Genomic DNA, 25,625 nt, shown 5'->3' with positions numbered 1-25,625 from the left:
CGTGCGCACGCCCGTCCACTCTGCAGCCCGATCCGGCTCATGGAGCACCCCGCTCGTCAGATCGGGCGACGAACAGCCCGGTTTCAGCGCCCGGAATGAGTTCGCGGAGCGGGTCCAAGGGGGCCGCCAACCTGTCGCCAGATTGCCCTGGGGCTGCATCGGAGACACCGACGAAGAGCGGCGCAGCGCGCCAATCCGGAGCACGGGGAATGGCCGGAAGCGGTGCGCTACCGTTGAGCATCGGCACCAGCGTGGCGACATAGGCGCGGGTTTCAGGTGGCAAGGCTCGCCCGGTGGCGAGATGGTCCTCGTAGCGCGCAGGCCCCGCGTTATAGGCTGCCAGCATCGCCCCGACCGAGCCGTAGCGATCGAGCAGCTCACGCAGATAGGCGGCGCCCGCAAGGATGTTGTCGCGCGGTGCAAACGGGTCTGCGCCGAGACGGTGGCGCAGGCGCAGCTCCGCCCAGGTCGCGGGCATGATCTGCATCAGCCCCATCGCACCAGCCGCCGAGACGGCGCGCCGATTGCCCGCACTTTCCACTTGCATGACCGCTCGGATCCAGCGCTCAGGCAGGGCAAAGCGCTGCGACGCGTCGGCAATCAACGCGGCATAGGGATCCTGCGCAGTGGTCTGGCTCCCCGGCATGCTCTGGGCCAGCACCGGCACACCCGGAATGACGCCGAGATACAGGCCGGAAAGAAGACAAAGGAGGATGCGACGGGGGCCGACGCGCCCCCTCGCCGCAGGTGAAGAGCCATGGCGCATGTACGAACATGGCATGGCTCAGCCCCTCTCGTCGCGCTTCGGCGGGCGGTTCCAGTGTAGTGACCACGAGCTGGCGTCGCTGCCGTTCTGGAAGAGATGCGCGCGGATCGGACGGGCGAGCATCGGGTCGTCGATCAGCACCGAGAGGTAAGCGCCGGCCTTCTCGCCCGTGCGGCTCCAGGCGGCGCCGATCTCGCGCGCGTCGTCCTCCAAACCATGATGCAGGCGGTAATCCGGGGCGTTCTCGGCGTCCGTCGTCTCTGCGGGCGTGATACTGACTTCGAGGTCGAGCGTGAGCGTCTGGACGCGCCCGAAGAAACCTTCCGCGTTGCGGGTGAATTCACCGATCTGTGGCATGGGCTTGGTCCTTTCTGCTGGGGTGAAACTGAGGGGAAATCGAGGTCGGGGGGCCGTCGGTGCGCCATGTAAAACCCGCGCCATGCCCTGCATCCGTCCAGAGCGGGATCAGACGGGCAGTCACGGCGCTGGCAGGAAGCGGCCCGAAATATCGTCCATCGAGACTGTCCGGTGCCGCCGGGTTCATCAGGAATATCCTGCCGTCCGGGATCACCTGGCAGCCCTGCCAGACCGGCAGAGCACGGCCCCGCCGGTCGCGCGCCTGCGCCTGCCCTTGGAACGCTCCACCGACGGTGATGGCATCCCCCGTACGGCAGACCTCCGTGCCGGGCAGCGCCAAAACGCGCTTGATGAGCGGGACGCCGCGGGGCAGATATCCCCGCTCATCGAGAAAGACCGCGAGGCCCTCAGGCGGTCGCACCGCGACCCATTGGTCGCGTTCGATGCGCCCCGGGGAGCGCGCGAGGTAAAGGCCAATCGGCGCACTGGCAGAGGCGTTCCAGACCAGACGCGGCGACCACGAGAAAACTGCCGGAGCGGCCAAAAGCGAAACGGCGGCTGCGGCCACGAGCAACGTCAAGCGATGCCGTTTCATCGCAGGATACTCCGGCGCTTGAGCCAGGCCCGGTGCTGAAGCCGCGTGTAGGGATGAGCCTCCTGCCCCACGCTCAGCCGGTTGTGCAGGTGTCGCCAATAGTCCGGCGCGGCCGCGGCCGGATCGATCGAAAGCGCCATGATCGCGTCGATGCGTTGCAGCACGCGCTCGACCTTCGGCCAGCCATGGATGGAGAGAAGCAACTCGCCGCCCGGGCGCACGAAAGGCAGCGTCTGATAGGGCGCGAACCGATCGACGGCCTGCAGGATGTCGATGCGCGACGACACGGTGCCATAGTCATTCGAAGCCCAGCGAACGAAGCCGAAGATCGCGCCGGGCGCGAAGCCCAGCAAGCGGCTGTGCTTGTCGAGAAAATGCTCGTAATGCGGATGGCCGAAGCGGATCCAATGTTCGATGCGCCCTTCCTGCCAGGTCAGTGCGACCAAAGCGCCGTCCTGCGGTGCATCGACCGGCAGGGGACGTCCGGCCATGCAGGAGGAAAACCCGATGCTCATGCCCTGCCCTCCGGCCCGAGGTCGAGCGGCAGCTGAGGCGACGTTTCATCGCCTGAACCCGTAGTGGTTTGCGCCCCGCGCCGGTTGGATTTCCGGAGATTTTCGGCAGGACTGTCGACGTTATCCCCAATCGCCTGCGCCCTACAAAGGTTAGAATCTGTGTTAGAATCTAAGTTAGGAGAGCGATTTTCACCGGCGGCATCGGAGGTTAACCCCAGCCCGGGTTCCCGAAAGCACGAGGAGACGGTTCCCGATGGCACGAGGGTGCGGGTTCCCGATGGCACGATCCCATTCACAGTTTGTCCACAGGGGGCGAAGGCAAGCAACACGCGCCCCTGTGGTGCGCGTTCAAGGCTCAGCCAATAACCCGGCAACGGCTGACGGCGGATGATCTCGCGCAGCTCGAAGGCGAAGCGCTTGAACGGCGAGAGGCTGCCGGATTTGCGATGCAGGTGCCGGAACTCGAACCGCCAGCCCGCCTTCTGGCGCCCGCCATGCTTGCGCACGATCCGGTAAAGCCAGCGTTCGAGCCCGCCGGTGAGATCGAAATAGGCCGGGTCGATGGTCAGGATCAGCGCATCCTCGAGCACCGCGCGGTAGAACCAGTCAGGCACCACCAGTTCGATCCCGTCCGGCCGCCCTGCCCCGTCGGTGCGCTCCTGCCACTCATTGATCCAGGAGAACCGGTGACGCCGGCCCTCGGCGGACTGGCGGATCGTGGTGCAAATCGTGGTCGACTGCAGCCGGTCGAGCGCCGCCTTCAGGCGGTGATAATCGCGCACCGATGTGCCACGGCCGATATAGGTGAGGATCTCGTAGGGCGTTGCCGCCATGAGCCGCGAGGTGCGCAGCCCCTCGTCACGCGCCTCGACGATCTGGCTCGCGGCCCAGATCAGAATATCGGCATCCCAGATCGTGGCCATGCCATGATCTGGCACCGCTTCGACATGAATTTCGACCCGGCCCGAGATGAACTCGATCGGACGGGTGCGGCGGGATTTGGAGAGCGAGAAGAAGGGATAGGCCATCAGGTCCTGCGCGTCGCGCGGGGCGAAATCCCCGGGAAGCGCGCGGACGAGATCGAGTTGGCCGCGTTCGGAAGGCACCTTGATCATGGGAAACTCCGGACACTCAACGCCTGCGTTGCCCGGAGGGCGGCAATACCGTCAGAACCCGGCGCTTGGCGGGCAGAACCTGCCCCCCGCGCGGATCGGTTGTGGAGGTGACGGAGCCACGGTCCACCCAGGCTTGCAGATCCTCGATGGCATAGACCACGCGCCCACCGAGCTTGTGATAGGCCGGGCCGGTGCCATAGGTGCGGTGCTTTTCCAGCGTCCGCGCCGAGAGGCTCAGGAAATAGGCGGCCTCCTTGGTGCGCAGGTAGCGCGGCGGCAGTTCGGGGGAATTTGCGGGCATGGGGTTGTCTCCGTGCTGATCCTGGAAACCACCGGGAAACGGCGGCTGACAGAGGTCAGAATGGAGAAGCGGGCGCGGCGGGATGGAGTGCGAAGATGGGGAAGGCTAATTCGCACAGCGGACAGCCGGCGCGTTACCCGCGGTGGCGATGGCGCAGCAAGCGCCGATAGCCGCCCTCGATCATCGCCTGCGCATCGCGCAACAGTGCCATGACCGCATAACGTTGCGAGGCGCTTTGCCATTCGTCGCGCCGGATCGGCGACATGCGGAAGATCACCGCGGCGATGTCACGCCGCGAAGCCCCCGAGCGCTGGCCATCATGGGCCTGCAACATGCGGCGCAGGCGGGCCTTTTGCTGGGGCGTGATCCGGCTGTCCGGCGGCACGGTGCGTCCGTGCAGGCTCGCGAGCAAGCGATGGATCGCTTCCAGGCGGTCGAAGCCCTCCCGCGTGAGTGGCACCACCGCCACCACCGGCGCCTTCAGCACCTTGGAATAAACCACCTGCAGGCGTTGCCCACCGCCCAGATCATGGAACGCATGGGACAACTCGGCCTCGGATACCACCTGCCCTTCAACGGGAAGGGAAGCCTCGTTCTCATCAGCCAGCAAGCTGGGGGACGGCTCCAGCAGCACGACGCTGGTATCGTCGCGTGGCTCCCAGATGACCGAGGCTTTCGGCGCAGGCAGCGCGGGATCGGCGGCGAAATCGCACCCCCCAATCCCGCCGCATGCGCTCTCTCAGCGCCTGGCGGTCCGGGCCCGCCGCCGCGCATGCGGCGTAGTCCCCGGCGTATCTGTCATTGCGGCGAAGCCACTCCCAGGCAAGATCAGACGCGCTCAGCGTTTCGATGTAGTCGTAACCTGCCGCAGAGCGCCAACCAGTCGGTGCCGATCCCATGGCATCCCCCTGTTCGCATTGAAACCGTAAGGCGTTCAGGCTTCCCGCAGAGGTTGAGTTCCGGAAGCCCCCGCCGCGGCATCGCGCGATGCCGCCTTGGCATCACCTCGCGCTCAGCTGTCCCGCTGGCCGAGTTCCCGGAACCCCTGCCGGACCATCCAGCGGGCCCGAGCAAGGTGACTATCATAGACGTTCTGGCACCGTTCCGGTTCGGCTCCTGGGTCGAGGCCGAACAGCACCTCGACGACCTCGCGCCAGTCCGCGCCTTCCTGTGCTGCATCGAACAGGCGCAGATAGAGCGCCATATGCGCACGATCATAGGCAGTGACCTCGTCGCCACCGGGCGCGTCATCGAGAAATGTCGGATCGACCTGAACCATGGGGTCAAAGCCTCTCATGGAGCCCGCGCGCCTTACCAGTTGTCGTTTTGTATAGGCCCGAAGTATCGCCTGAATAGGGCGATTTATCGGGGTCTCGCCTGCAGGTTCCGCTCATTGAGCAACAACACCCCTTCCCCCTTGTCGGTGGAAAGCAGCACAATCCCCGCGGCCTCGAGCGCGCGGCGCACCTGATCACGCGTGCTCTCATAGACCTCGAGCCCGCTTTCGGATTCGAGGCGCTTGAGCGCAGTCAATGATACGCGGGCGGCATCCGCGAGCGTCTCCTGCGTCCAGCCAAGCAACGCGCGCGCAGCCCGGGATTGTCGGGCGGTGATCATGATTGATCACCTCCCATTCGGACAGGTACGCGCGCCAGAACTACGACTATTTTAGTCGCGCATGACATGATGGGGTAGTAAGGCGCTGCGGCCTGCTCCAGGTCAGTGGCCGCGAACGATTACGAATTTCACCGGGTAGCGAAACCCTGCCGGGCGTCCGTAGGGAATGGCGGCTTTCCGCCGAAACTGGGCAGAGAGTGGCTTTTCATGTAGGCTGCAGTGCAACAAGCCACTCCACGATCATCTCGCCCCATGTCCCAGATAGCTGAAATTGAAAAGCTACATCCGCCCGGAAAGCTCGACGCCTTCCCGAAAGAGCCCGGAACTTTGCCAAGGAGACGCGCATACGATCAACTTGCGGGGACGATCTTGAACCGCCATCTACATCTCGTCTAGATAGAGCCTAACGCGTTGCTTGCACACATAACCATGCAGAGCCATGCATGGCATGTCTCAACATAGCGCGTAGCAAACGAAAGTAGAAAGAAGTCAAACATCAATAGTCCGCATGCCGACCACTCCGAGCACGGCCCGAAATCGTCGCCAAATTAGGTTGATGCGATTTCTTTTTTTCGGAAGCGATCCAACAAAGACATTAAAATGCCTGAGAATCTACCGGGATTAAATCTACCAGAACTTGAACCGAGCCATGATTGAGTGGCTAATTGGGGCGACGCTGCTTGGCGGATTACTATTTGGGGGCGGAAAGAAAAAGCCGTCAATTTCAAACGGCGCTGCTACCGCTCGGCGTAGCCTGCTGGAGCTAGAACGCTCCTACGAAATCAATCCGGATTCCGGTTTTTCCGAGTGGCGCAAGACGTGGGCGGGTTTGGTCGATGCCACTGGGTGGATCCCCAAGGGCCTGGCCTCTGAAATCATCCGTAGATTTCCGCCGCATCGGAATGGTAGCGCCACCCCGCTGCCGAACGCAGAGCACCCACGGTTAGAGAAAGCGCTTCGATCCGAGTTTTCAAAGCACAACGCAACGTTCCTCCAAACGCAGAAAGAAAAACGGCAACATTTTTTTTCGTCGGTGGAGCGCAACCCTCTGACAGATGAACAAATGGATTGTTGTATCTGCATGGACGATGCCGTTCAGATCGTTGCGGCTGCGGGATCGGGAAAGACATCGACCATCGTCGCTCGTGTCGGATATGCTCTGACTGAAGGCCTCGCCACACCCGATCAGATCTTGATCCTGGCTTTCAACAAGTCGGTGCAGCAGGAACTCACGGCGCGTATTAAGGCACGCCTCGGCCATCTAGAAAATGCCGACCGGATCACCGTGCGAACATTCAACGCTTTTGGCTTGAGCGTCATCGGGCAAAGCACTGGTCGGAAACCAAGATTGGCGGAGTGGGTCAAGACCGGCAAAGACATACAAGAGCTATCGCAGATCGTGGAGGACCTGCGACAGCAAGACCCTCGTTTCCGGACAGACTGGGATATTTTCCGAACCGTCTTTGGGCGTGATATCGGTGATTGGGAGAGCACCAGACAACCGGGCTCAGACAGCCGCAAGGGCGGGATTCAAACTGCTGATGGAAAACTCGTAAAAAGCCAGGAAGAGCGGATGATCTGCGACTTCCTTTTTTATCATGGTGTTTCGTATGAATATGAACGCGCTTACGAGTACGACACCGTTTCCGAGGATCACTCTCAGTATCATCCGGATTTTTACTACCCAAATATCGAACTCTATCACGAGCATTTTGCGCTGGACGAAACGGGACGTACCCCGGCCCACTTTACGGGTGACTATGTCGCGGGCGTGCGATGGAAAAGAACGCTGCATGCCGAGAAGGGAACGCCGTTCTTCGAAACTACGTCGCATGGATTGCGCAACGGGAACGACCTTGATCGGCTGAAAGAAGAGCTCGAACGCCGTGGCGAAGTGTTGGAATTCGACGAGAACCGCTCGCCTCCAGGCCAGCCCCCCATTCCCACAGCGCAGCTTGTTTCCACAATCCGCACCTTCCAGCAGCATGTCAAAAGTAATGGTCTGACCAGTCAGGATCTTCACCGCGCCATCGGAGCGACCGATCGAGGGCATCGAGGGCGCCTCACCCGCTTTGTCGAACTTTACGAGAGGGTTGCAAATGAATGGCAGCGGCGCCTGAACTCCGAAGGATGCGTGGACTATGACGACATGCTGCTCGGCGCTATTCATCACATCGAGGACGGTTCCTATCGTAGCCCCTACACGATGGTTCTCGCTGACGAATTTCAAGACGTTTCGCAAGCAAAACTGCGCCTTCTGAAGGCGTTGAAAGTAAATGCGGTGCCAGAAGCGAACCTGTGTGTCGTGGGCGACGACTGGCAGGGCATCAACCGCTTTGCTGGCGCAGATATTTCGGTGATGACCGGCTTTCAGAAGACCTTTCCGCATTCCACCCAGCTGACGTTGAGCAAAACGTTTCGATGCCCCAAAGGTTTATGTGATGCGTCAAGCGAGTTCGTTCAAAAAAATCCGCGCCAGATCAAGAAGGTCGTCGAAACCACCAACGAGTATAATGTTCCGCCACTCCACGCGTTTGCATCCGAGACCCTCGAAGCTTCGATGGATATCGTCGAAAGGCATCTCAAGCAACTCCATGGCTCAGTCTATGCAGGTGATCGCGGCATGCCACAGTGTCGGAGAGTCAGCGTGATGCTGCTTGGGCGATATCACAAAGACAGGCCGGTGAGCCTCGCAACATGGCAGCACCAACTTGGCGATTTTCTCGATATAAGATTCACGACTGCCCATGCCGCGAAAGGTCTCGAAGCCGATTATGTGATGCTGCTCAACTTGACCGAAGGTCTGATGGGGTTTCCAAGCCAAATTGTCGATGACCCGGTCTTGCAGTTGGCGATGCCCGAACCAGACGGCTTCCCATTTGCAGAAGAGCGCCGCCTGTTCTACGTGGCATTGACCCGAGCTCGTCGACAGACGCGTATTTACACCCTGAAAGACAAACCTTCGCGGTTTGTGGTCGAGCTTTCCAAGGATGGCCTCGTCGAGATCAAGAGCGAGGACGCGACTCTCAAGGTTTGTCCGAAATGTGGGGACGGAATTCTCCAGCGGAAAACTGGCCCGTATAGCCTTTTTGATGCATGCAGCCGATATCCAGAGTGCGACTACACCAAACGAATTCTGACCTCGGAACCTAAAGAGCACGCGGCACATCGCCGGGTCAGGTTGCAAGAACCAATATCCGAGGGCGCTATCTGCCCGACCTGTGGGCGCGGCAAGATGGTCGTTCGCAAAGACAGAAACGATCAAGAATTCTTGGCCTGCTCGGCATTTCCAAAGTGTAAAACGACCGCAGCATTCCGAGAAGGGGAGAAAAAATCAGTTGGAAATGGGGGTAATATATAGTCGAGCGCCTCCGAAACGCACTTCGATGGCTCCCGGCGGCTCGCGCCGCCGGGGCTTCGTATCCGGCTCAGAACGGGACGTCATCGTCGTCGATGAACTTGCCCTCGTCGTTCTCGGCCTGCTTGGCCCGGCTCAGGAAATCGACCGTCTCGGCGATGATCTCGCAGCCGTAGCGATCAACGCCCGCAGCATCGGTCCACTTCGTGTAGTGGATGCGGCCGCGCACCAGAACCTTCATGCCCTTCTCGCAATGCTCCTGGACCGTCTTGCCGAGGCCGTTGAAGCAGGTGATGCGGTGCCATTCCGTGTCCTGGACCCGGTAGCCGTTTTCATCACGGATGACGCGGCCTTCGGCATAGCGCGGGCGCGAGGTGGCCAGGGTGAAGTGGGTGATGCCGGTGCCGCCCTGGGTGGTGCGGGTTTCGGGGGCCTGACCGATGTTGCCGGCGAGGATGACGATGTTCTGCATGGGTTTTCTCCGTTGCTTCCTCGGAGGGACCATCCCTCCGACGAGACCCGGCCAAGGCCGTCGGGAGACGCCCGCAATTGCCGCCCTGGCGGCAGCCTGCCCCCAAGGCCCTAGGTGGAGCGGGCAGCCGCGCCCGGCGCGGCAACACGGCTGGGAGCCGCGGGGGTTGCTGGTGGAAACCGAACGGACTTAGGGGATCAGTCAGTCGGAGGGATTGGTGCTTTCGAGAGCGAAACGGAGAGGCCCTGCGATACCCCATCGTCATTGCCGGCAATAGCGTCTAGTCGGGCCCCGAGCCGAAACCACTCGGCACAGGATCTGTCCACACGCGTTCTCGCCCCGGCCAACCTGCGCTCGATGCTGCTAGGCAACGCCATCCGTTATGAGAACGAAGCTGCCATCGGGGTTCCAGACGCGGCAAGGCAAAGCTCCTGTCTTGAGGCGCAAGATCCGGCCGAAGAGCATTGCAAGAAGTGGCATTGAAGCGGTTCGTGGCGGCATCCGCAGCACGATGTGCGGATGCTGTAGAAGCGAGCAATTCGGCAGCGGGTGCGTCCGAGCGATATGTTTTCAAGCCGGGCAGAGCAGCCCGGAAGACACGCGGGGCAAGTGCTACGATGATATGACCGCCTGATCTTCGTGTGGGACCGCCAGCCTGGCGGCATAAGCCGCCGGGTTTCATGTGGCTCAGGATCGCCTCCACGGTCTCAGCGCGAGAACACCGCCTCGCCAAGCGCATTGAGGTTCACCATCGCGGCAATTCCGATGAAGAGCCCTCCCCCGCCACAAAGGAGCATCAGCCCGAAACCGGGATCAAGCATGTTTCTGGTAATGCCATGGACGAGCGCATAGCCCGCGGTGGCGGCGGGCACAGCGAAGAGAGAAAGTGCGGCCAAGCGCAAGACGGGGTTGCGGGCGAATCCAACGACAGCGATCACCAGCACGGTGGAAAGCAGAGCGGCAGCAGCAGCCGCGATACTGGACAGCAGCACGCCTGCCCCGGCGCCCCAAGCATACTGGGCAGCAGAAATGGCGACCAGTACCGGCAAAGCATAGATCGCGAGATTGTAAGCGATGACGCAGATCACGATGGTGAGCGATACGGCGAGCAGGATCAGAGTCATGGAAGCCTCCACATGAACGGTCAGGGATCACGTCAGGCTGCCGAAAGATACGCTCCGCCTGCGACTATGCTGCTTCACCGGTTCTGCAAAGTTGCTTCATCAAAAGCCCGACCAACCCCCGTGTCAAGATTGGGTGGCCGAAAGCCGCCGAACGGCGGCGCTTACGCGCCGCCATCGAACTTCATGACCGGGATGCCGAGCTTACGGGCCTTATCGGCGAGGTTATCCTGAATCCCGGTGCCGGGGAAGACAAGGACGCCGACCGGCAGCACGTCCAACATGGCATCGTTACGCTTGAAGGGCGCGGCTTTGGCGTGCTTCGCCCAGTCAGGCCGGAAGGCCACCTGGGGCACCTTGCGATGATCGGCCCATCGCGAGGCGATCAGTTCCGCACCTTTCGGTGAGCCGCCATGCAGGAGGACCATATCCGGGTGCTTGGCATGGACCTGATCGAGCTTCGCCCAGATCAGCCGGTGATCGTTGAAGTCGGCGCCACCGGTCAGCGCCACCTTCGGGCCTGCGGGCAGCATCACCTCGGTCTCTGCCCGACGTTTCGCAGCCAGGAAGTCGCGGCTGTCGATCATCGCGGCGGTCAGGTTGCGATGGTTGACCATCGAGCCGGTGCGGGGCCGCCAGGCGCTGCCAGTGTGGTGCTCGAATGCCTCGGCAGCGAGGTCACGGAAGAGTTCCATGCTGGCGCGCCGTTCGATCAGAGTCTGCCCCTCTGCCGTGAGGCGTTCGAGTTCGACCGACTTCACCTCGCTGCCATCCTGCTCGCGTTGCATCCGGCGCTGCGCTTGCTCATTCATGTCGAGATCACGTTCGACCCGGCTGGTAGCGCGGTGGAAGAGATTGACGGTCCCCCAGAGCAGTTCTTCGAGATCGGGTTCGAGGCGGGTGTCGCCAAGCGTCGTCACGAGGGCGTCGAAGATGTCGGTGACGGCACTGGCGACGGTATTGCCCTCGGGCAGCGGTCGAGGATCGGGTTCATCCTGGAACGGACGCCAGCCGTAGAGCTGGAGCTCGGTGAGGGCGTGATCGGTCTGGGAGGAGGTGTGGGCGGGCTCAGCCCCTGCATATTCGGTTTCGTCTTCCATCGGGAGCGTCCTTCGTCTGGAGGCCGCGCCCATCGCGGCCTTCGCAGGCATCGAAGCGCACGGGCGGGACGGGTCGGCAGTCCTCGCCCCTCCGCGAGGGCCTTGATGGCCGGGAGCGGACTATTTTGACTTTCGCGATGCAAAGGCGGCTTGCCGCCGGCGGAAAATAGTCCGCTCCCGGCCATTGCCTGCCCGGCCCGTTTGTGCGCCGATCGCCCTCTCCGAAGGCCGTGGGGCGGACCTCTCGGGCGATGGTTGCGGTTGCCGATGGCCAGAGAACGAAACCGGCAGGAGACGCGGCCAGGTCGCGCCGCAAGGACCGATCACGGTGTCACCCCTCCATGAATCGGCGGAGGTCCTCAGGATGAAGCTGATCCTGCAGACGCGCCCGGAGGGCATCAGCGCCATGGCATCGCAGATCATCGTTGAAGTCGCCCTCGACCGGCGTGAGCGATATCGTTTCGATCCCGGCGCTCGCGGCTCGGACCACCAAGCTGTCTCCGGCGCCGTCCCCGGCCGGGTCGCGATCGCGCAGAATATAGAGCCGGCGCAGGGATGGCGGGAACAGGATAGCAGCGAGGTGAGCGGCCGAAAGCGCCGCCAGCATCGGCATGCGGGGCAGAACCTGACGGGGCGACAGCACGGTCTCGATGCCCTCCCCGGCGGCGAGCACCTCAGCGGCGGTGCCGAAGCGGACTGCGTGGCCGAGAAGGTCACCCATCGCCCGCCGCGGTGTCTCCAGAGCCGCCTTGCCGGATCCGTCCGGGGCAAGCCAGGTGCGATGCGCACCGGTCTGCTGGCCGGCCAGATCGGTGACGGCGGCAACGAGGGCCGGCCTGACCTCGGTGGGCGACTGCGCGTCTGGCCTATAATAGCACTTGGGATGGAACCGTAGCGCGGCGGTGTCCGAGAGGGAGGAGATCGCCCGCCCGCGCAGGTAGGTTTCCGCAAGAGTGCCCCTGATCGGCTGCGCCATGGCGAAGAGCCGCCGTGAAGCTTCAGGTGAACCGGGCGCGCTGCTGGAGGTGTTATCGACCGGGGGCCTCGACTTTTCCAGCTCGGGATGCGGGAGGGAGAGGAAACGGCGCGCTTCCTCAGCAACGTCCCTGAAATCGGCGAGAGCAAGCGCCTCACCGATGACATCGAGCAGATCGCCATGCTCCCCGGTGGCCATATCGGTCCATTTTCCCGCCGCCCCCTTGCCACTGTCCCGGCCGGCGAGGCGGACGAACATGGAACGCCCCGGTGTGTTCTGTACATCGCCGACCACCCAGTATCGGCCGGCGCGATGGCCGGACGACAGGTAGTGGCGGCACACCGCCTCGGCCTGCCGACCGAGACGCTGCGCCAGCTCGGATGCGTCGTGTCCGGGCATCAGGCTGCCACCCGCTCGCCGATGCGCTCGACAGGCCAGCGGTCGAAGAGTTTGCCGAGGATCGTCGGGCCGCTGGCATCAACGGGCACGAAGAAGCGCAGCTTCCAGGAGATGATCTCGCTGAAGAGGCCATAGGCCCGCAGACGCTCGCGCATCGCATCGGTGAAGCCCGTCAGTTCGATCCGGTTCGTGCCCATGACACGGGACCGTCGCAGTTGCAGCCCCTGGGCGAGATCAAGGATCGTGCGACCTTCGATCAGCGCGGCATAGGCGGCGTCCGGCGTCATGCTGCTGGTGACGCCGCTGGCCGAGGCGCTCGCAGCCCAGGCCGGCGAGACCCGGCGACCAATGATGCGCTCGCCCTCGTCGGTCTGGAGCCGATAGACGCGGGAGGAGTCCTGTGGCAGGCGCTTCCAGATCGGGAGCAGAAGTCCGGTCACCATATGCAGGATGCTGTCGGTGAACTCCGGCACCTCTGCCAGTTCCGCGTTCCAGGCCGTGGCGAAGTCGGCATGGTCGGCCTCGATCCAGTGGGTTTCGCCCATCGCCCGCACCGGAATGTTCATCGCCTCCATAGGCCGGATCAACCGCACGCGCCGTTCGATCTCGCCGTCATCCAGCATGACGCTGGCGGTCGGGATCTGCACGGCGGCACGACCGGATCGCTCGTTGATGAGCAATCTTGCGCGGGGATCACCCAGTTCCGCCAGGGCTGCAGCGAGCGTGACCGGCTGATTACGTTTGCGCTCGATGAGCGTCAGGAGCCGGGTTTCTGCCCCTGTGCCCGGATGCGTGTGAATCACCTGCCGGTCTGTGACGATGAAGCTTTCGGCTTTCAGCGTTTCCAGCCCCATGTCATAGGTGCCGGATGCGATAGCCCCGTCGATCCGCGCCTGCAGAAGCTGTTCGAAGGCCGAGAACAGGATGCCCTGCAACTCGATGGTCAGCGCCAGCAGGCGGTTGAGGAAGGTGGTGATCGGCGGCAGTTCGTCCTTCACACCGTTGCTGTCCATCAGCTTCAGGCCGGTGGCCGATTCAAACCTCTCCAGCGAGCAACCCTCCACCTTGCCGCGCACTACAGCCAAATAGAGCTGGCGCAACGCATCGCGGGCATAGGCGGATTCCAGATTGTCCTCGGGCCGGAACAGCCCCTGACCACCGGTCTGGCGCTGCCCGCGCGTGATCGCGCCCAGCGTGTCGAGGCGGCGGGCGATGGTCGAAAGGAAGCGCTTCTCGGCTTTGACATCCGTGGCGATGGGTCGGAACAGCGGCGGCTGCGCCTGATTGGTGCGGTTGGTGCGCCCGAGCCCCTGAATAGCGGCATCGGCCTTCCAGCCCGGCTCCAGCAGGTAGTGCACCCGCAGGCGCTGGTTCCGCGCTGAGAAGTCCGCATGATAGCTGCGCCCGGTGCCCCCGGCATCCGAAAAGACCAGGATGCGCTTCTGGTCATCCATGAAGGCCGAGGTCTCTGCCAGGTTTGCGGAGGGCGCGCGGTTCTCGACGGCGAGGCGGGCCGATGTGCCATCGCCCTTGCGCACAATCCGGCGCGAGCGGCCCGTGACCTCCGCCACCAGATCGGCGCCAAAGCGCTGAACGATCTGATCGAGCGCACCGGGAACCGGCGGGAGCGAGCCCAGCTGTTCGAGCATCTCGTCGCGCCGCGCCACGGCCTCGCGGCTCTCGACCGGCTGCCCATCGCGGAACACGGGCCGCGACGAAAGATTGCCCTCGCTGTCGGTGAAGGGCTCGTAGAGCTGCACCGGGAAGGAATGCTGCAAATACGAGCCGACATATTCCCGAGGCGTGATGTCGACGGAAATATCGTTCCATTCGTCGGTGGGGATCTCGGCCAGCCGCCGTTCCATCAGCGCCTCGCCGGTCGAGACGATCTGGATGACGGCCGCATGGCCCGCCGCCAGATCGGCTTCGATCGAACGGATCAGCGTCGGGGTTTTCATCGAGGTCAGCAGATGGCCGAAGAAACGCTGCTTGGTGCTCTCGAAGGCCGAGCGCGCGGCGGATTTGGCCTGCCGGTTTAGCGTGCCTTCACTGCCGGTGATGTTGGCCGCCTCCATCGCCGCGTCCAGGTTTCCATGGATCACGGCGAATGCGGCCGCGTAAGCATCGTAGATGCGGCGCTGCTCATCGGTGAGCTTGTGCTCGACCAGTTCATATTCGACGCCATCGTAGGAGAGTGAGCGGGCGGTATAGAGGCCGAGGGACCGCAGATCGCGCGCCAGCACCTCCATCGCCGCAACGCCGCCGGCCTCAATCGCCTCGACGAACTCGGCCCGGGTGGCAAACGGGAAGTCCTCGCCACCCCAGAGACCGAGGCGCTGCGCATAGGCAAGATTGTGGACCGTGGTGGCTCCGGTTGCCGAGACGTAAACCACTCGGGCATCGGGCAGCGCGTGCTGGAGCCGCAGGCCCGCACGTCCCTGCTGCGAGGCGGCGATATCGCCGCGCTCTCCTTTTCCACCACCGGCATTCTGCATGGCATGGCTCTCGTCGAAAATGATGACCCCATCGAAGTCCCTGCCCAACCATTCGACGATCTGCTTCACGCGCGAAACCTTCTCGCCCCGGTCGTCGGAGCGCAGCGTGGCATAGGTGGTAAACAGGATGCCTTCCGTGAGCGTGATCTTTGCGCCTTGAGGAAAGCGCGAGAGCGGCGTGACCAGCAGCCTCTCCATGCCGAGCGCCGACCAGTCGCGTTGCGCGTCCTCGATCAGCTTGTCGGATTTGGAAATCCAGATCGCTTTGCGGCGTCCCCGTAGCCAGTTGTTGAGGATGATCCCGGCCGACTGACGGCCCTTGCCAGCGCCGGTTCCATCACCGAGCATGAAGCCCCGGCGGAACCGGATTGCTCCGGCAGCATCCTCGGTCGCGGCGCTCACATTGTCGAAATGCTCGTCCACGATCCAGGCACCCGCGAGATGATCGGCATGGGCTTCCCCCGCATAGATCACCGTTTCAAGCTGGGCGTCCGACAGTCGGGTGCGGATGTCGGCGGGCAACATCGGCCGACAGGACGGTTTTGGCGGTGCAACCGAGGCCATGGCCGCCGATTGCACCAGCTTAGTCGGATGCGGCTCGGCGCCGGGAATGCGCAGAGATTGCAGAGCGTATTCCTCGTAGATTGCATCCGACAGGCGCGCGCCCTCTGACGGCGTCCAGTCCACGGTCTCATAGTCGAGCTCCACCCCCTCGGAATCGGACGCCGGTGCGGCGGCAGGTCGGGATGCTGCGGCGCGAGTGAGATAACCGCGCACGGTCTTCGGGGCAGCCGCCGGAACGGGAGATGCGACCTTCGGCAGCGAAACCGGCAAGCGCGGCGGAAGCTGGCTTTCGATCCAGCCGAGCAGCGTGGCGACGTCGGGTGCTATGCCCTTTGATGCCGGGAAGCGGGACGGATCGTCGGCGGGCAGCTTGTCGATGACTGTCAGCCGCGTGTCGATACTGGTACCGTGCTTCGCAAAGACCGCGCCATCGATGGCCGCTGTGAAGACCACGCGGCCGCGTTCCTGCAGGCGCATGAAGGCCTCGCGCCAGGCTGGAGCTTCCGGTCCGAAATTGGCACCGGTGATTGTGGCCAGCCGCCCGCCGGGGACGAGCCGGGCCAACGCCGAGGCGACATGGCGAAGCGCAGCATCCGCCATCCGTCCCTCGACATTGGCCATGACCGAGAAAGGCGGGTTCATCAGCACCACGGACGGCACGGCCTCCGGGGCCAGATGATCGTCGATCTGGGCGGCGTCGAACCGGGTGACGGGAAAGGCCGGAAAGAGGGAAGAGAGAAGATCGGCGCGGGTCTCGGCGAGTTCGTTGAGGATCAGCGAGCCGCCGGCAGCCTGTGCCAGGATCGCCATCAGGCCGGTGCCCGCCGAAGGTTCCAGCACCACATCGTCCGGCGAGATCCCGGCCGCCGCCAGCGCAGCAAGGCCGAGCGGAATCGGCGTCGAAAACTGCTGGAAGCTCTGGCTTTCTTCGGAGCGGCGGGTCTGCGTAGGCAGTAGGCCCGCGATCTTCGCTAGCGGAGCGAGCCGGGACACCGGAGAGGCGGCTTTACGGAAGAGCGCCTTTCCGTATTTGCGCAGGAACAGCACCGTGGCGACCTCGCAGGCCTCATAGGCGAGCTTCCAGTCCCACGCGCCGCTGGCGTCGGAGGCACCGAAAGCGGTTTCCATGGCGCTGCGCAGGATCGCAGCATCGACGCGTTGACCGCGTTCGAGATGGGAAAGGAGGAGATGGGCGGCGGCCAGGATCGCGGGGGCCGGCTGCGTGACCGGATCTGTCACGGGAGACGAAATGTTCATATCGGGGAACCTCGGAGAGCGGGAACGGGAAGACCCGGACAGTGCTCTCTCTCGACCACCCGGACTCACCCCGTCCCGGCCCCTCTCTGACTCGGCACCTCATGCCCCATCACCTCGCAGACCCGAGGGCGACAGCGCTCCGCTATTAGATTTCGCAAGGTTTCGTTGATTTTAATCCATATTCATGAGATGCACGAATTTGAAATCAATCATCAGGGCTGAGATCTGAATTTCATGGAACAGGCGCAAAGGAATCCGTTTTCAGGTGCCGTAACCGTTTTTCACGAGCGCTGGCTTCCCGAGGAGGCCACACCTGCGGGCTATGCCGCGCTGATCGACGCCTATGCGCTCGCAACACCCCTGCCCCGGACACTTTCCGCTATCGGCCCACGTCACAAGGTCTACGCGGCCGACGGCTGGCGCCTCTACACGCCCCGCCATGAACCCGAGGCGAGCCTCATCGGTCACCTGACCTTCGCGCTACGCTACGAGGGGCTGGATCTGGCAGTTCTCAAGCAACTGTTCAAGGCAACCGGCCCGGGACCGATCCAGGCCATTGTCGAGGCTGCCCCGACGGGCAGCTACGCGCGCAGGATCTGGTTCCTCTATGAGTGGCTCCTCGGCGCGGAATTGGATCTGCCCGACGCCACGCGCGGCAATTATGCGCCCGTGGTCGATGCCAAGCTCCAATGGGACGCAGAGGGCCCCCCCTCACCGCGCCACCGGGTCCGCAACAACCTGCCCGGCACCCCGGATTTCTGCCCGATGATCTTCCGCACAGCGGCAATCGAGGCCTTCATCGCCCGCGATCTGGCAGCCGAAGCCCGCGCAGTGCTGGCGGAGGTGCCCGCCGATCTGCTCGCGCGCACGGCGGCCTTCCTGCTGCTCAAGGATTCACGGTCGAGTTTCCAGATCGAAGGCGAGAACCCGCCCCAGGATCGCATCCGGCGCTGGGGCCAGATCATCGGTGAAGCCGGACGGCATCCGATCGACCGGGCAGAACTCGAACGTCTCCAACGCATCGTCATCGGCGATGCCCGCTTCGTCCATCTGGGCCTGCGGCAGGACGGCGGCTTCATTGGCGAGCACGACCGCGCGACCGGCGTGCCCCTCCCCGATCACGTCAGCGCCCGGCATGAAGACCTGCCTGCGCTGATCGCGGGGCTCGAAGCGTTCGACCGCGATATCGCCCCGGGACTCGACCCTGTTCTGGCGGCCGCCGGCCTCGCCTTCGGCTTCGTCTATATCCACCCGTTTGAGGACGGCAACGGGCGCCTCCATCGCTACCTGATCCACCACGTGCTTGCTGCACGCGGCTTCAATCCGCCCGGGCTGGTCTTTCCGGTGTCGGCGGTGATCCTCGAACGGATCGAGGCTTACCGGCAGGTCCTCGAAAGCTATTCGCGTCGACTGCTGCCCCATGTCAGCTGGCGCCCAACCGATCGCGGAAACGTCGAGGTGCTGAACGACACCGGCGATTTCTATCGCTTCTTCGATGCCACGCCCCATGCCGAATTCCTCTTCGCCTGCGTGGCCCAGACAATCGACCATGACCTGCCAGCAGAGACGCGGTTCCTGCGTGCCTATGACGGGTTCAAGTCCCGCGTCTCGGGCCTGATCGACATGCCCGACCGCGTGCTCGACCTGCTGTTTCGCTTCCTGCACCAGAACGGTGGCAGACTCTCCGGACGCGCCAGAGCGAAGGAGTTCGCCGCTCTGACCGACGAGGAGGCCGACCGGATCGAAGCCATCTATGCGGAGTTGCAGGAGGAGTTCTGAGGCGTTGCACCTCACCCGAACCGCTGGCCGGCCTCAGTGAAGGTGTAACAGTTGGCGATGATGGTCTCATCGACGACGTCATCCGAAGACAGATAGTCGTATTCGCGCTCGAGCTGGCGGTATAGCCAGCGAGCCAGATCGCGCAACGCCTCAATCATGGTGTCCTCCGCATCGGCGGTCATGCCCTGCCAGCTCGGGCTGTCACGCTCGGCCGAGATCGCCATGCAGTACTCGTGGTAATAATGGCCGCGATGGCTGGCCTCGGCGCGAAGCTGGTAGAAATTGCGCCGCTGGATCGCCTGCAGGGCATCGGCGATGCGGTGCAGCTCGGAGTCCTGCGGCGCGTATTCCCTGATCCGGCGCGGCGCGCCCTTGCGGTAGGCATAGAAGGTGTCGAAGCAGGCACCATCGCCCTGGCTCCAGAAGCCCCGGAACCAGATGCAGGGTTTCTGCTGTGTGCCGCCGCCCATCAACCGGACGGTTCGGGTCTTGAGGTTCAGCCCGAGGATTTCGGCGACGCGCTGGAAATCCTCATAGACGGCATCGTACCAGTCATCGTCGAAGCCACCTTCGCGATACCAGGCGCGGGCTCTGTCCCGTGCCGTTTCGGAAAGCTCGTCGAGGCGATAGACGGTAATCTCGATGACCTCACTCATAGGGATTGCCTCCCTCCAGAACGGTGGAAAGCCAGCCATCGGTATTGGTCCAGTCCAAAGTCTCTCCGGTGGCGAGATCGAGGACGTGCGCCCCGCCGCCGAACCCGTCCAAACGCGGCCTCGAGCAGGTATTGGCGTATTGCAGTCCCCAAAGGCCGGTCAGCCCGAACTCTTTCGCGCAGCGTTTGACGAATCGGATGACGTGCTCGAGATCGCCGGTGCCATCGTCGCGCATCCAGAGCTGAGTCCCACCATGTTCTGGCTGGATCGAGAGCTGGAAGCCGTCCGAAGGCGGATCTTCGGCGGTATTGTCGTCCGCCAGAGCGTTGTAGAGATCGAGTGCGCGGGCAGCATTGTCGTGCGTCCCAACGTCGAGCAGGCAGGAAAAGTGCGTGAAATAGTCGGCCATGATGGTCTCCGGGCATGACATGGCCCGGCGTGAAACCGGGCCGAATGGAATGGAAAGGGTGAAGCTCAGGCGGCCTGTGGCAGGTGGAGAAGATCGGCCGCGGTCTCGCGCCAGAAGGGATCGACCAATCGGGCCTCCAGCGCCGCGGCGCGGTAACGCAGCCGTCTCGCATCACCGGGCTCGGAGGCTCGGAATGCCATACCGCGCAGTCGGCTGGCCTCGGTCACAATCCTGCGTGCCTCGGCATCGGAGGCGACCGGCTGCTGCCAGAGGATAATGCCGGCGCGGATTTCGCCGGCGAGGACCAGGCGCTGATCGCGATCCTGAATGAGCATGATGTGTGGCTGGAAATACGGAAAGCTATCCGTCCCCGTGCAAATCTCACCACGCGACAGGCGCAAGGCTGCGGCCTGGATGGCCTCTTCCGATGATGGGCATTCCCCAAGCGGAATCACGCAATCGAAGCGGCTCGTCTGGTCACTGGCGTCATAACTCGCGACGCCCAGGCACGAGATGCGCAGCGGCAGCTTTTGCGACCGATAAAGCGCGGGCAGAACATCGGCGGCGAGAATTTGGCCGATGGGGCGGAAGGTTTCGGAACGGGCAAAGGTCATCGGGATCACTCCATGACGGGCGCCAGAAAGCCTCTCTCTCCAGCCCTCAACCCGTCACGGCCGAACGGCCCGCACTCTTCCTCTCTGACCGGGCTTGTTCCCGGTTCCAGTGCCGGCGATGGGGGCCATCGTGAGGCACAGAAGACCCGAAGCGCGGGTCTCCGCGCTCGGGCCGTCGGGGATGAGGCGCTTTCGCGCCTCACTCCCATGGATCCAGTTCCAGCTTCACCATGTCCTCATCACCGTCGAACTCGGCGGCGGGGCAAGCGGCGTGAGTGCCGTCTCCGGCCTGGAATACAACGATCGAGACCATAAGCGTGGCGGCGAGGCTGGCGGCGAAGGCGGTGGCATCTGCATAGGACATGGGTTCCGGCTCCTGTCTTGGGAGGCGGGGGACCATCCCCCGCGCGACAGGCGCCCGACGTGTCTGACCGGATCTGCACTCACCCCCGGGCGTTCGGACTTTTTCCGAATCCCCGAGGGCGGCACGTATGCGTAAGCCGACCCCTCCGGGGTTGAATGTCAAAGAGACGGATCAGACCAAGGTTAGCGAATGGAAGCGGGGGTGGTGTCTTGCATCCGACAGGCGCCGGATACCCCCTTGCAGATGCCCCGCCTGGCCAGCCCTTGCTGCCACGCTGGCAGCAGGAATGTGGTCAAGGACGGGGGCGGAATCCGATGCCGAACATGATGAGCGGCACCTTGCTGAGCTGGAACCGGAGCCATACAGGCCGATGACAGGAAGACGGTGGCGGCTATCGTCGGACGTGAACGGGCTTTCAGCCCCAAAGCCCATCGGCAATTTCGCGGGCGATCATCGCGCGTGCTTTCATCATCAGATCGTCGCCCGAAGTGTCGATATGACCGTAGAACCGGGCATGACCGCCGTTCGCGGTCCAATCGGCGTAGCGGCAATATTCGCGGGCTTCGAGACGGAAGGCGCGCATGTCATCCGACCAATGCGGTTTTGGCTCCACCACCACGGTGATGCCATCGCGGGTTTCCTCCCAGGGCAGCGTTCGTTCCGAAGGCGGGTTGGCGCGGTTCTCACGGAATATTCGGTCGATATCGATCGTTGCAGGCATCAGGGTTCTCCAAAGAAAAGCCCGGTCACGAGGACCGGGCGAATTGCGGAAACGGAAGGGATGAGGCGGGGCAGCCGACGCCGCCCCACCTGAAGATCATTCGGCGGCGACCATCAACTGGTCTTCGTCCTCCGTGGCTTCTTCATCCTCGTCATCGCCGGCAAGGAATTCAGGCAGATCATCCGCCTCGGTGTCGCCCCCGGCGTCCGCATCGGGATCGACCATGCGCAGCGGCTCCGGCAACCAGCCGGTTTCGGCCAGCAGGCGCTCGGCTTCCGTGGCCATATCGCCTTTCTTCAGATGGTCGATGAGTTGCGCCGCCCGCTCGCCAGCGCCCTCGCGCACCGCCTCGATGATCCGCGGCTTGGTCACGCGGCCGAGATAGTTGGCGACGGTCGGGCGCCAGCCCACGGCCACCATGTCGAGGTCGGTTGCCCGCGCCAGCCTGTCGGCCTGGGACAGGCGCACGTCGAGCCCGTGCTGGCTGACGCCCATGCCGCCATAGGGGTTGGGCTTCTCGTGCAAGGCGTTGACGCCGAAGCTGATGCAATGGGCGAGCAAGTCCATGCGGGTGTCGTCGTCCTGATCGACCAGCCAGTCCCAGAGCGCCGCATCGTCGGCCGGGATATGATCGCCCAAGCGTTCGTGCCGCTCGGCGATGGCGCGCGCCGACGCGCTTTCGCCCAGCTCCTCGGCCTGCGCAGGGAAGTGAACCTCCCGGACATGGGCCTCCAGGCACCCTTTGGTGGAATGAGGCAGGAAGCAATCGGTGACCAACCGATGCAGGAGCGCCGTCACGGCGACATGCGGGTTGGACGCCACGGCATCGCGGAGCGCCAGCGTGCGATGCGCGGTCAGCTCGCTAACGAGGCGATCGGGCAGCGGCCGGATGGTCTCAAGCTCTTCGTCCTCATCGGGTTCGGTCGCCGTGCCGCCCACCGTAATGACAGCGCGCTGCATACCACCGGACTCGCCACCCTCGGGCGAACACCCATCGGCCCCCTGCCCTTCCTGACCTTCCATCGCCTCGTCGTCGGCACGGACATAGCCACGCTCGACGGCGAGCTGGCCGTCATGGCGGATGCCGACGAAGACACCTGCACGGGCCATCTGATCGGCGTCATAGCGCATCGGCCGGGCCTCGAAGGCCTCCAGCGCCTCTTCGATCTCGCCGAGGCGGGCATCAACCTCGTCGGGGAACTCGTCGGCCTGGGCATATTCCGCCTCCAGCGCGTCGAACTCGTCCCGCAGCTTTTCACGCTCGGCACGTTCCTCGTCGGTCAGGTCGATGGTGGTGCCGCTCAGGCGACGCAGGCCGCTGGTATGGCCATAGGAGAAATCCACCGCGACCTCGATCCACTTCCAGCCCTCGGCGGCGATGGTCTCCGCCTCGGTCTTCAGCTTCTCGCCGGCCAGCCGGTCGAGCAGCACCGGGTCCTGCAGCCAGCCGCCATCGTCCTGCTGGAAGAGATCGCGCAGCACATGGCCGCCCGCCGCCTCATAGGCCTCGATGCCGACGAAGAGCGCCCGCTTGTCGGAGGCCCGCACCGTGGTCTCGGTCAGCATGCGACGGATGGTGTAAGGCTCCTTCTGCCAGCTATCCTTGATCGACTCCCAGACCTGTTCTTGGCGGGCGTGGTCGTCAGAAACGGTGAAGGCCATGAGCTGTTCCAGCGTCATGCCCTCCTCGGCATAGGTCTCGAGCAGCGACGGCGAGACCGAGACCAGGCGCAGACGCTGCTTCACCACCTTGGCCTCGACGAAGAAGGCGGCGGCGATTTCCTCCTCGCTCATGCCCTTCTCACGAAGGACCTGGAAGGCGCGGAACTGGTCGAGCGGATGCAGCGGCGCGCGCTCGATATTCTCGGCGAGCGAGACCTCGTCGATCAGGATATCGTTTCCGGCATCCGAGACGGTACAGGGCACCGGCGTGGTCTTGTTGAGGCGTTTCTGCTTGACCAGAAGTTCCAGCGCCCGATAGCGACGGCCGCCAGCCGGCACCTCGAAGAGGCCGGTTTCCTGCCCCTCGGCGTCGAGCTCGGGACGCACATGCAGCGACTGGATCAGCCCGCGACGGGCGATGGACTCGGCCAGTTCCTCGACCGAGATGCCGGCCTGCACGCGCCGGACGTTGGACTGGCTGAGCACCAGCTTGTTGAAAGGGATGTCGCGCGAGGACGACAGGGTGATCTTCTGCGTGGCAGTGGCCATGTCAGTGTCTCCATGACGGACGCCGGGGAGCCTCTCTCTCCGGCTACAAGCCCGTCACGAAGCGAAGCGCCGCCCTCTTCCTCTGAAGAGAGCGACACCGAACCCGCAGAACCACAAACCCGGCAATCAGGAATGCCGGATCTGCGTATCGGAGGTATCCCGGTCAACCGAAGCCAGAGCGATAAAGCAGGCGTTCGGCATAGCGAATACTGCCGGTTTCGCGGGCGGTCTCGGCCCAGACCGATATCGGCAAGTCCCCCGTGAACAGCAGATCCCGCTCGATGCCCATGCCGAAGGGCAGCCGGATCGAGCGCAGTTCGTTGAGACTCCAGGAGCCAAGCTCGGGGTAGCCAATGTCGGCCAGGCCAAACATGATGTCGCCGTCCTCATCGAGCTCGGTCGCGAGCCAGACACCGGCGCCAAAGGGATTGAAGAACTTCACGACCGGGATGTGATCGGTATCAGCCTGGCGACCATTGGCCAAAAGCTGCGCACGTTGTGACGCCGTCAGGAGGATCATGCCGCAGCCCTCCCTTCCGTCGAGGTTTGCCGTTCAACATCGGTGCTGTTGTCCGGCAGATGGGCCAGCAGCCAATCGGCCGCCTTGCTGGCCTGCGAGGCTGCACGAACGATCGCGCGGGAATCCTCGCGCAACACCTCCAGCCACGCGCCCACGTAATCTGCGTGGCGCACCGTCGGGATAATCCCGAGCGAGGCGCAACAAAACGCACTCGAAATCTCGGCGATCAGTTCCTCGAAAGCGTATGTCTTCGTGCCGAAACTCCCCGAGAAGTCCCGCCCCAACCGTGAGGCATGTCCTGTCGCGTGCCCCATCTCGTGCAGGGCGGTCCTGTGCCAGTTGATCGGCTCAAAATAAGCCTGCGGAGGTGGCACCTGCACATAATCGAGCGCGGGGACATAGAAGGCGCGGTTGCCACCGATCCGGAAGTCGATGCCGGTCGCTTTGATCAGTGCCTCGACCCGCGGCTCGATCAGCCCGGGCGGCGGTGGCGGTGCCTCGACGGCGATGTCGTCGGGCAGCCCCTCGCATTGCGCCGCATTGAACACGGTAAAGCGCTTCAGGAACGGGATGCTGTTGGCGTCTCCCCCGACCTCCCGGGCGCGGCGCTTCTCGTCTTCAGGCGTGAAACGATCAGCATAGACGACGGTTGTGCCCCGCTCGCCCTTGCGGACATTGCCACCGATTGACAGCGCCTGGCGGAAGGTCAGCCAATGCTGGGTTGGATAGCCCTGCTGGATGACCGCGCCCCAGAGGATCAGGACATTGATCCCGGAGTATTGCCGACCTGTGCTGGCGTTGCGCGGCATGGCGAGCGGCGCCTCCGCCGCCGCCGTTCCCCAGGGCTGAACCCAGGGCAGCCGGCCGTCCTCTAGTTCGGCGATGATCTTGTCGGTGATGTCGTCATAAAGGTTCGTGCGCGGGCCGCTCTTGCGGGCTGCGCGATGCTCTCTCGCCATCGGATTGATCTCCGCGACGGGCGCCGGAGGCCTCTCCTCCAGCCCTCAACCCGTCACGGAAAACCCGCCCGCACTTTCACTCTCAGGGGGCGTTACGGGGTCTCCCCGCTGATGGGGGGGGTGTCGGTAACGCCAGTGCCGACCAGGGGGAAGGCTTTCCCTCGGCAATCCTCGTATTCAGCCGAGTCAGGTGTGAAATGGCAAAAGCCACCACTCGCGAGCCCTCAATCCCCGACGTGTTGTAATTCCCGTGATATCTGCGCTTATCTGTTGCGCAATCGCTAGGCTCAGGACTTCGGTAACGGGGTCGCCCCAGTCAAGCGGTTTTGGGCATACGGGATGTGCCGCCGGAGCGCGCGGCCTTGTTCTTTGAACAAGTGATCT

Annotated in this window: 25 protein-coding genes; 2 read left to right on the top strand and 23 right to left on the bottom strand. The window is 63.6% G+C overall.

Translation table 11 applies throughout. From position 1 onward, the window contains the following. Nucleotides 1-37: 37 nt before the first annotated feature. The 10 genes from DYS74_RS15615 to DYS74_RS15570 form a co-directional block, all read right to left on the bottom strand. The gene (locus DYS74_RS15615) at nt 38-781 is read right to left on the bottom strand and encodes a lytic transglycosylase domain-containing protein (RefSeq protein ID WP_121534607.1); all 744 of its coding nucleotides are present in this window, start codon (nt 779-781) and stop codon (nt 38-40) included. Nucleotides 782-784: 3 nt separating this feature from the next. Then, nucleotides 785-1,123 carry a DUF736 domain-containing protein gene (locus DYS74_RS15610; protein WP_121534606.1) on the bottom strand — a complete coding sequence of 113 codons (339 nt, stop codon included), beginning with the start codon at nt 1,121-1,123 and terminating at the stop codon, nt 785-787. Next, complete coding sequence (locus DYS74_RS15605) at nt 1,107-1,718, bottom strand: S26 family signal peptidase (protein ID WP_121534605.1); 612 nt, start codon at nt 1,716-1,718, stop codon at nt 1,107-1,109. Before DYS74_RS15605 ends, DYS74_RS15610 begins: the two co-directional genes overlap by 17 nt. Then, nucleotides 1,715-2,233, bottom strand: a complete 519-nt coding sequence (locus DYS74_RS15600) for a DUF2840 domain-containing protein (RefSeq protein WP_121534604.1) — start codon at nt 2,231-2,233, stop codon at nt 1,715-1,717. Before DYS74_RS15600 ends, DYS74_RS15605 begins: the two co-directional genes overlap by 4 nt. Next, nucleotides 2,230-3,348: a replication initiator protein A gene (locus DYS74_RS15595; RefSeq protein WP_121534603.1), complete on the bottom strand. Its 1,119-nt coding sequence runs from the start codon at nt 3,346-3,348 to the stop codon at nt 2,230-2,232. The genes DYS74_RS15600 and DYS74_RS15595 overlap by 4 nt, the downstream gene beginning before the upstream one ends. Before the next feature lie 16 nt (nt 3,349-3,364). Then, on the bottom strand, nt 3,365-3,649 hold the full coding sequence (locus DYS74_RS15590) for a helix-turn-helix transcriptional regulator (RefSeq protein WP_121534602.1): 285 nt from the start codon (nt 3,647-3,649) through the stop codon (nt 3,365-3,367). Nucleotides 3,650-3,782: 133 nt separating this feature from the next. Then, the gene (locus tag DYS74_RS15585) at nt 3,783-4,283 is read right to left on the bottom strand and encodes a DUF2285 domain-containing protein (protein WP_245965299.1); all 501 of its coding nucleotides are present in this window, start codon (nt 4,281-4,283) and stop codon (nt 3,783-3,785) included. Further along, nucleotides 4,249-4,548 carry a transcriptional regulator domain-containing protein gene (locus DYS74_RS19150; protein WP_220668861.1) on the bottom strand — a complete coding sequence of 100 codons (300 nt, stop codon included), beginning with the start codon at nt 4,546-4,548 and terminating at the stop codon, nt 4,249-4,251. Before DYS74_RS19150 ends, DYS74_RS15585 begins: the two co-directional genes overlap by 35 nt. 113 nt (nt 4,549-4,661) lie before the next feature. Then, nucleotides 4,662-4,928 carry a DNA -binding domain-containing protein gene (locus DYS74_RS15575; RefSeq protein WP_121534600.1) on the bottom strand — a complete coding sequence of 89 codons (267 nt, stop codon included), beginning with the start codon at nt 4,926-4,928 and terminating at the stop codon, nt 4,662-4,664. An 83-nt stretch (nt 4,929-5,011) separates the two neighbouring features. After that, nucleotides 5,012-5,266 (bottom strand): helix-turn-helix domain-containing protein, encoded by a 255-nt coding sequence (locus DYS74_RS15570; RefSeq protein WP_121534599.1) that lies wholly within the window; start codon nt 5,264-5,266, stop codon nt 5,012-5,014. Between the two features lie 649 nt (nt 5,267-5,915). Here DYS74_RS15570 and DYS74_RS15565 point away from each other — a divergent pair. Next, complete coding sequence (locus DYS74_RS15565; protein WP_121534598.1) at nt 5,916-8,627, top strand: UvrD-helicase domain-containing protein; 2,712 nt, start codon at nt 5,916-5,918, stop codon at nt 8,625-8,627. 67 nt (nt 8,628-8,694) lie between these two features. On the opposite strand, the gene DYS74_RS15560 is transcribed toward DYS74_RS15565, so the two are convergent. The 5 genes from DYS74_RS15560 to DYS74_RS15540 all read right to left on the bottom strand — a co-directional run bounded on the left by DYS74_RS15560 (nt 8,695) and on the right by DYS74_RS15540 (nt 17,008). Further along, the gene (locus DYS74_RS15560) at nt 8,695-9,096 is read right to left on the bottom strand and encodes a single-stranded DNA-binding protein (RefSeq protein ID WP_113902108.1); all 402 of its coding nucleotides are present in this window, start codon (nt 9,094-9,096) and stop codon (nt 8,695-8,697) included. A 707-nt stretch (nt 9,097-9,803) separates the two neighbouring features. Next, a complete protein-coding gene (locus DYS74_RS15555) occupies nt 9,804-10,220 on the bottom strand; it encodes a hypothetical protein (RefSeq protein WP_113902107.1) in 417 nt (138 codons plus the stop codon). Nucleotides 10,221-10,381: 161 nt separating this feature from the next. After that, nucleotides 10,382-11,317 carry a DUF2493 domain-containing protein gene (locus tag DYS74_RS15550; protein ID WP_113902106.1) on the bottom strand — a complete coding sequence of 312 codons (936 nt, stop codon included), beginning with the start codon at nt 11,315-11,317 and terminating at the stop codon, nt 10,382-10,384. A 331-nt stretch (nt 11,318-11,648) separates the two neighbouring features. Next, nucleotides 11,649-12,692, bottom strand: coding sequence for a DUF7146 domain-containing protein (locus DYS74_RS15545; RefSeq protein ID WP_121534597.1), 1,044 nt, complete (start codon nt 12,690-12,692; stop codon nt 11,649-11,651). Continuing rightward, on the bottom strand, nt 12,692-17,008 hold the full coding sequence (locus DYS74_RS15540; RefSeq protein WP_113902104.1) for a strawberry notch family protein: 4,317 nt from the start codon (nt 17,006-17,008) through the stop codon (nt 12,692-12,694). The genes DYS74_RS15545 and DYS74_RS15540 overlap by 1 nt, the downstream gene beginning before the upstream one ends. Before the next feature lie 234 nt (nt 17,009-17,242). Here DYS74_RS15540 and DYS74_RS15535 point away from each other — a divergent pair, with 234 nt between their 5' ends. Then, the gene (locus tag DYS74_RS15535; RefSeq protein WP_121534596.1) at nt 17,243-18,787 is read left to right on the top strand and encodes a Fic family protein; all 1,545 of its coding nucleotides are present in this window, start codon (nt 17,243-17,245) and stop codon (nt 18,785-18,787) included. Nucleotides 18,788-18,798: 11 nt separating this feature from the next. Here DYS74_RS15535 and DYS74_RS15530 read toward each other — a convergent pair whose 3' ends face one another. From DYS74_RS15530 to DYS74_RS15495, 8 genes are all read right to left on the bottom strand, one after another. Then, nucleotides 18,799-19,443 carry an antitoxin of toxin-antitoxin stability system gene (locus DYS74_RS15530; RefSeq protein WP_113902102.1) on the bottom strand — a complete coding sequence of 215 codons (645 nt, stop codon included), beginning with the start codon at nt 19,441-19,443 and terminating at the stop codon, nt 18,799-18,801. Then, nucleotides 19,436-19,852, bottom strand: a complete 417-nt coding sequence (locus tag DYS74_RS15525; RefSeq protein ID WP_113902101.1) for a hypothetical protein — start codon at nt 19,850-19,852, stop codon at nt 19,436-19,438. Before DYS74_RS15525 ends, DYS74_RS15530 begins: the two co-directional genes overlap by 8 nt. Nucleotides 19,853-19,917: 65 nt before the next feature. Continuing rightward, nucleotides 19,918-20,466 carry a hypothetical protein gene (locus DYS74_RS15520; protein WP_183077564.1) on the bottom strand — a complete coding sequence of 183 codons (549 nt, stop codon included), beginning with the start codon at nt 20,464-20,466 and terminating at the stop codon, nt 19,918-19,920. Between the two features lie 199 nt (nt 20,467-20,665). Further along, entirely contained in the window at nt 20,666-20,830 is a 165-nt protein-coding gene (locus tag DYS74_RS15515; protein ID WP_183077563.1) for a hypothetical protein, read from the bottom strand. 415 nt (nt 20,831-21,245) lie between these two features. Beyond that, nucleotides 21,246-21,551 carry a hypothetical protein gene (locus DYS74_RS15510; RefSeq protein WP_113902098.1) on the bottom strand — a complete coding sequence of 102 codons (306 nt, stop codon included), beginning with the start codon at nt 21,549-21,551 and terminating at the stop codon, nt 21,246-21,248. 96 nt (nt 21,552-21,647) lie between these two features. After that, the gene (locus DYS74_RS15505) at nt 21,648-23,762 is read right to left on the bottom strand and encodes a ParB/RepB/Spo0J family partition protein (protein WP_121534595.1); all 2,115 of its coding nucleotides are present in this window, start codon (nt 23,760-23,762) and stop codon (nt 21,648-21,650) included. A gap of 163 nt (nt 23,763-23,925) precedes the next feature. Next, the gene (locus DYS74_RS15500) at nt 23,926-24,282 is read right to left on the bottom strand and encodes a DUF2958 domain-containing protein (protein ID WP_113902096.1); all 357 of its coding nucleotides are present in this window, start codon (nt 24,280-24,282) and stop codon (nt 23,926-23,928) included. Then, the gene (locus DYS74_RS15495; RefSeq protein ID WP_113902095.1) at nt 24,279-25,241 is read right to left on the bottom strand and encodes an ArdC family protein; all 963 of its coding nucleotides are present in this window, start codon (nt 25,239-25,241) and stop codon (nt 24,279-24,281) included. Before DYS74_RS15495 ends, DYS74_RS15500 begins: the two co-directional genes overlap by 4 nt. Between the last annotated feature and the right edge of the window lie 384 nt (nt 25,242-25,625).

Source organism: Paenirhodobacter hankyongi, from assembly GCF_003664585.1.
GTDB lineage: Bacteria > Pseudomonadota > Alphaproteobacteria > Rhodobacterales > Rhodobacteraceae > Rhodobacter > Rhodobacter hankyongi.
Note: the sequence above shows the minus strand (reverse complement) of the source record. Positions and strands in the feature narration are given on the sequence as shown.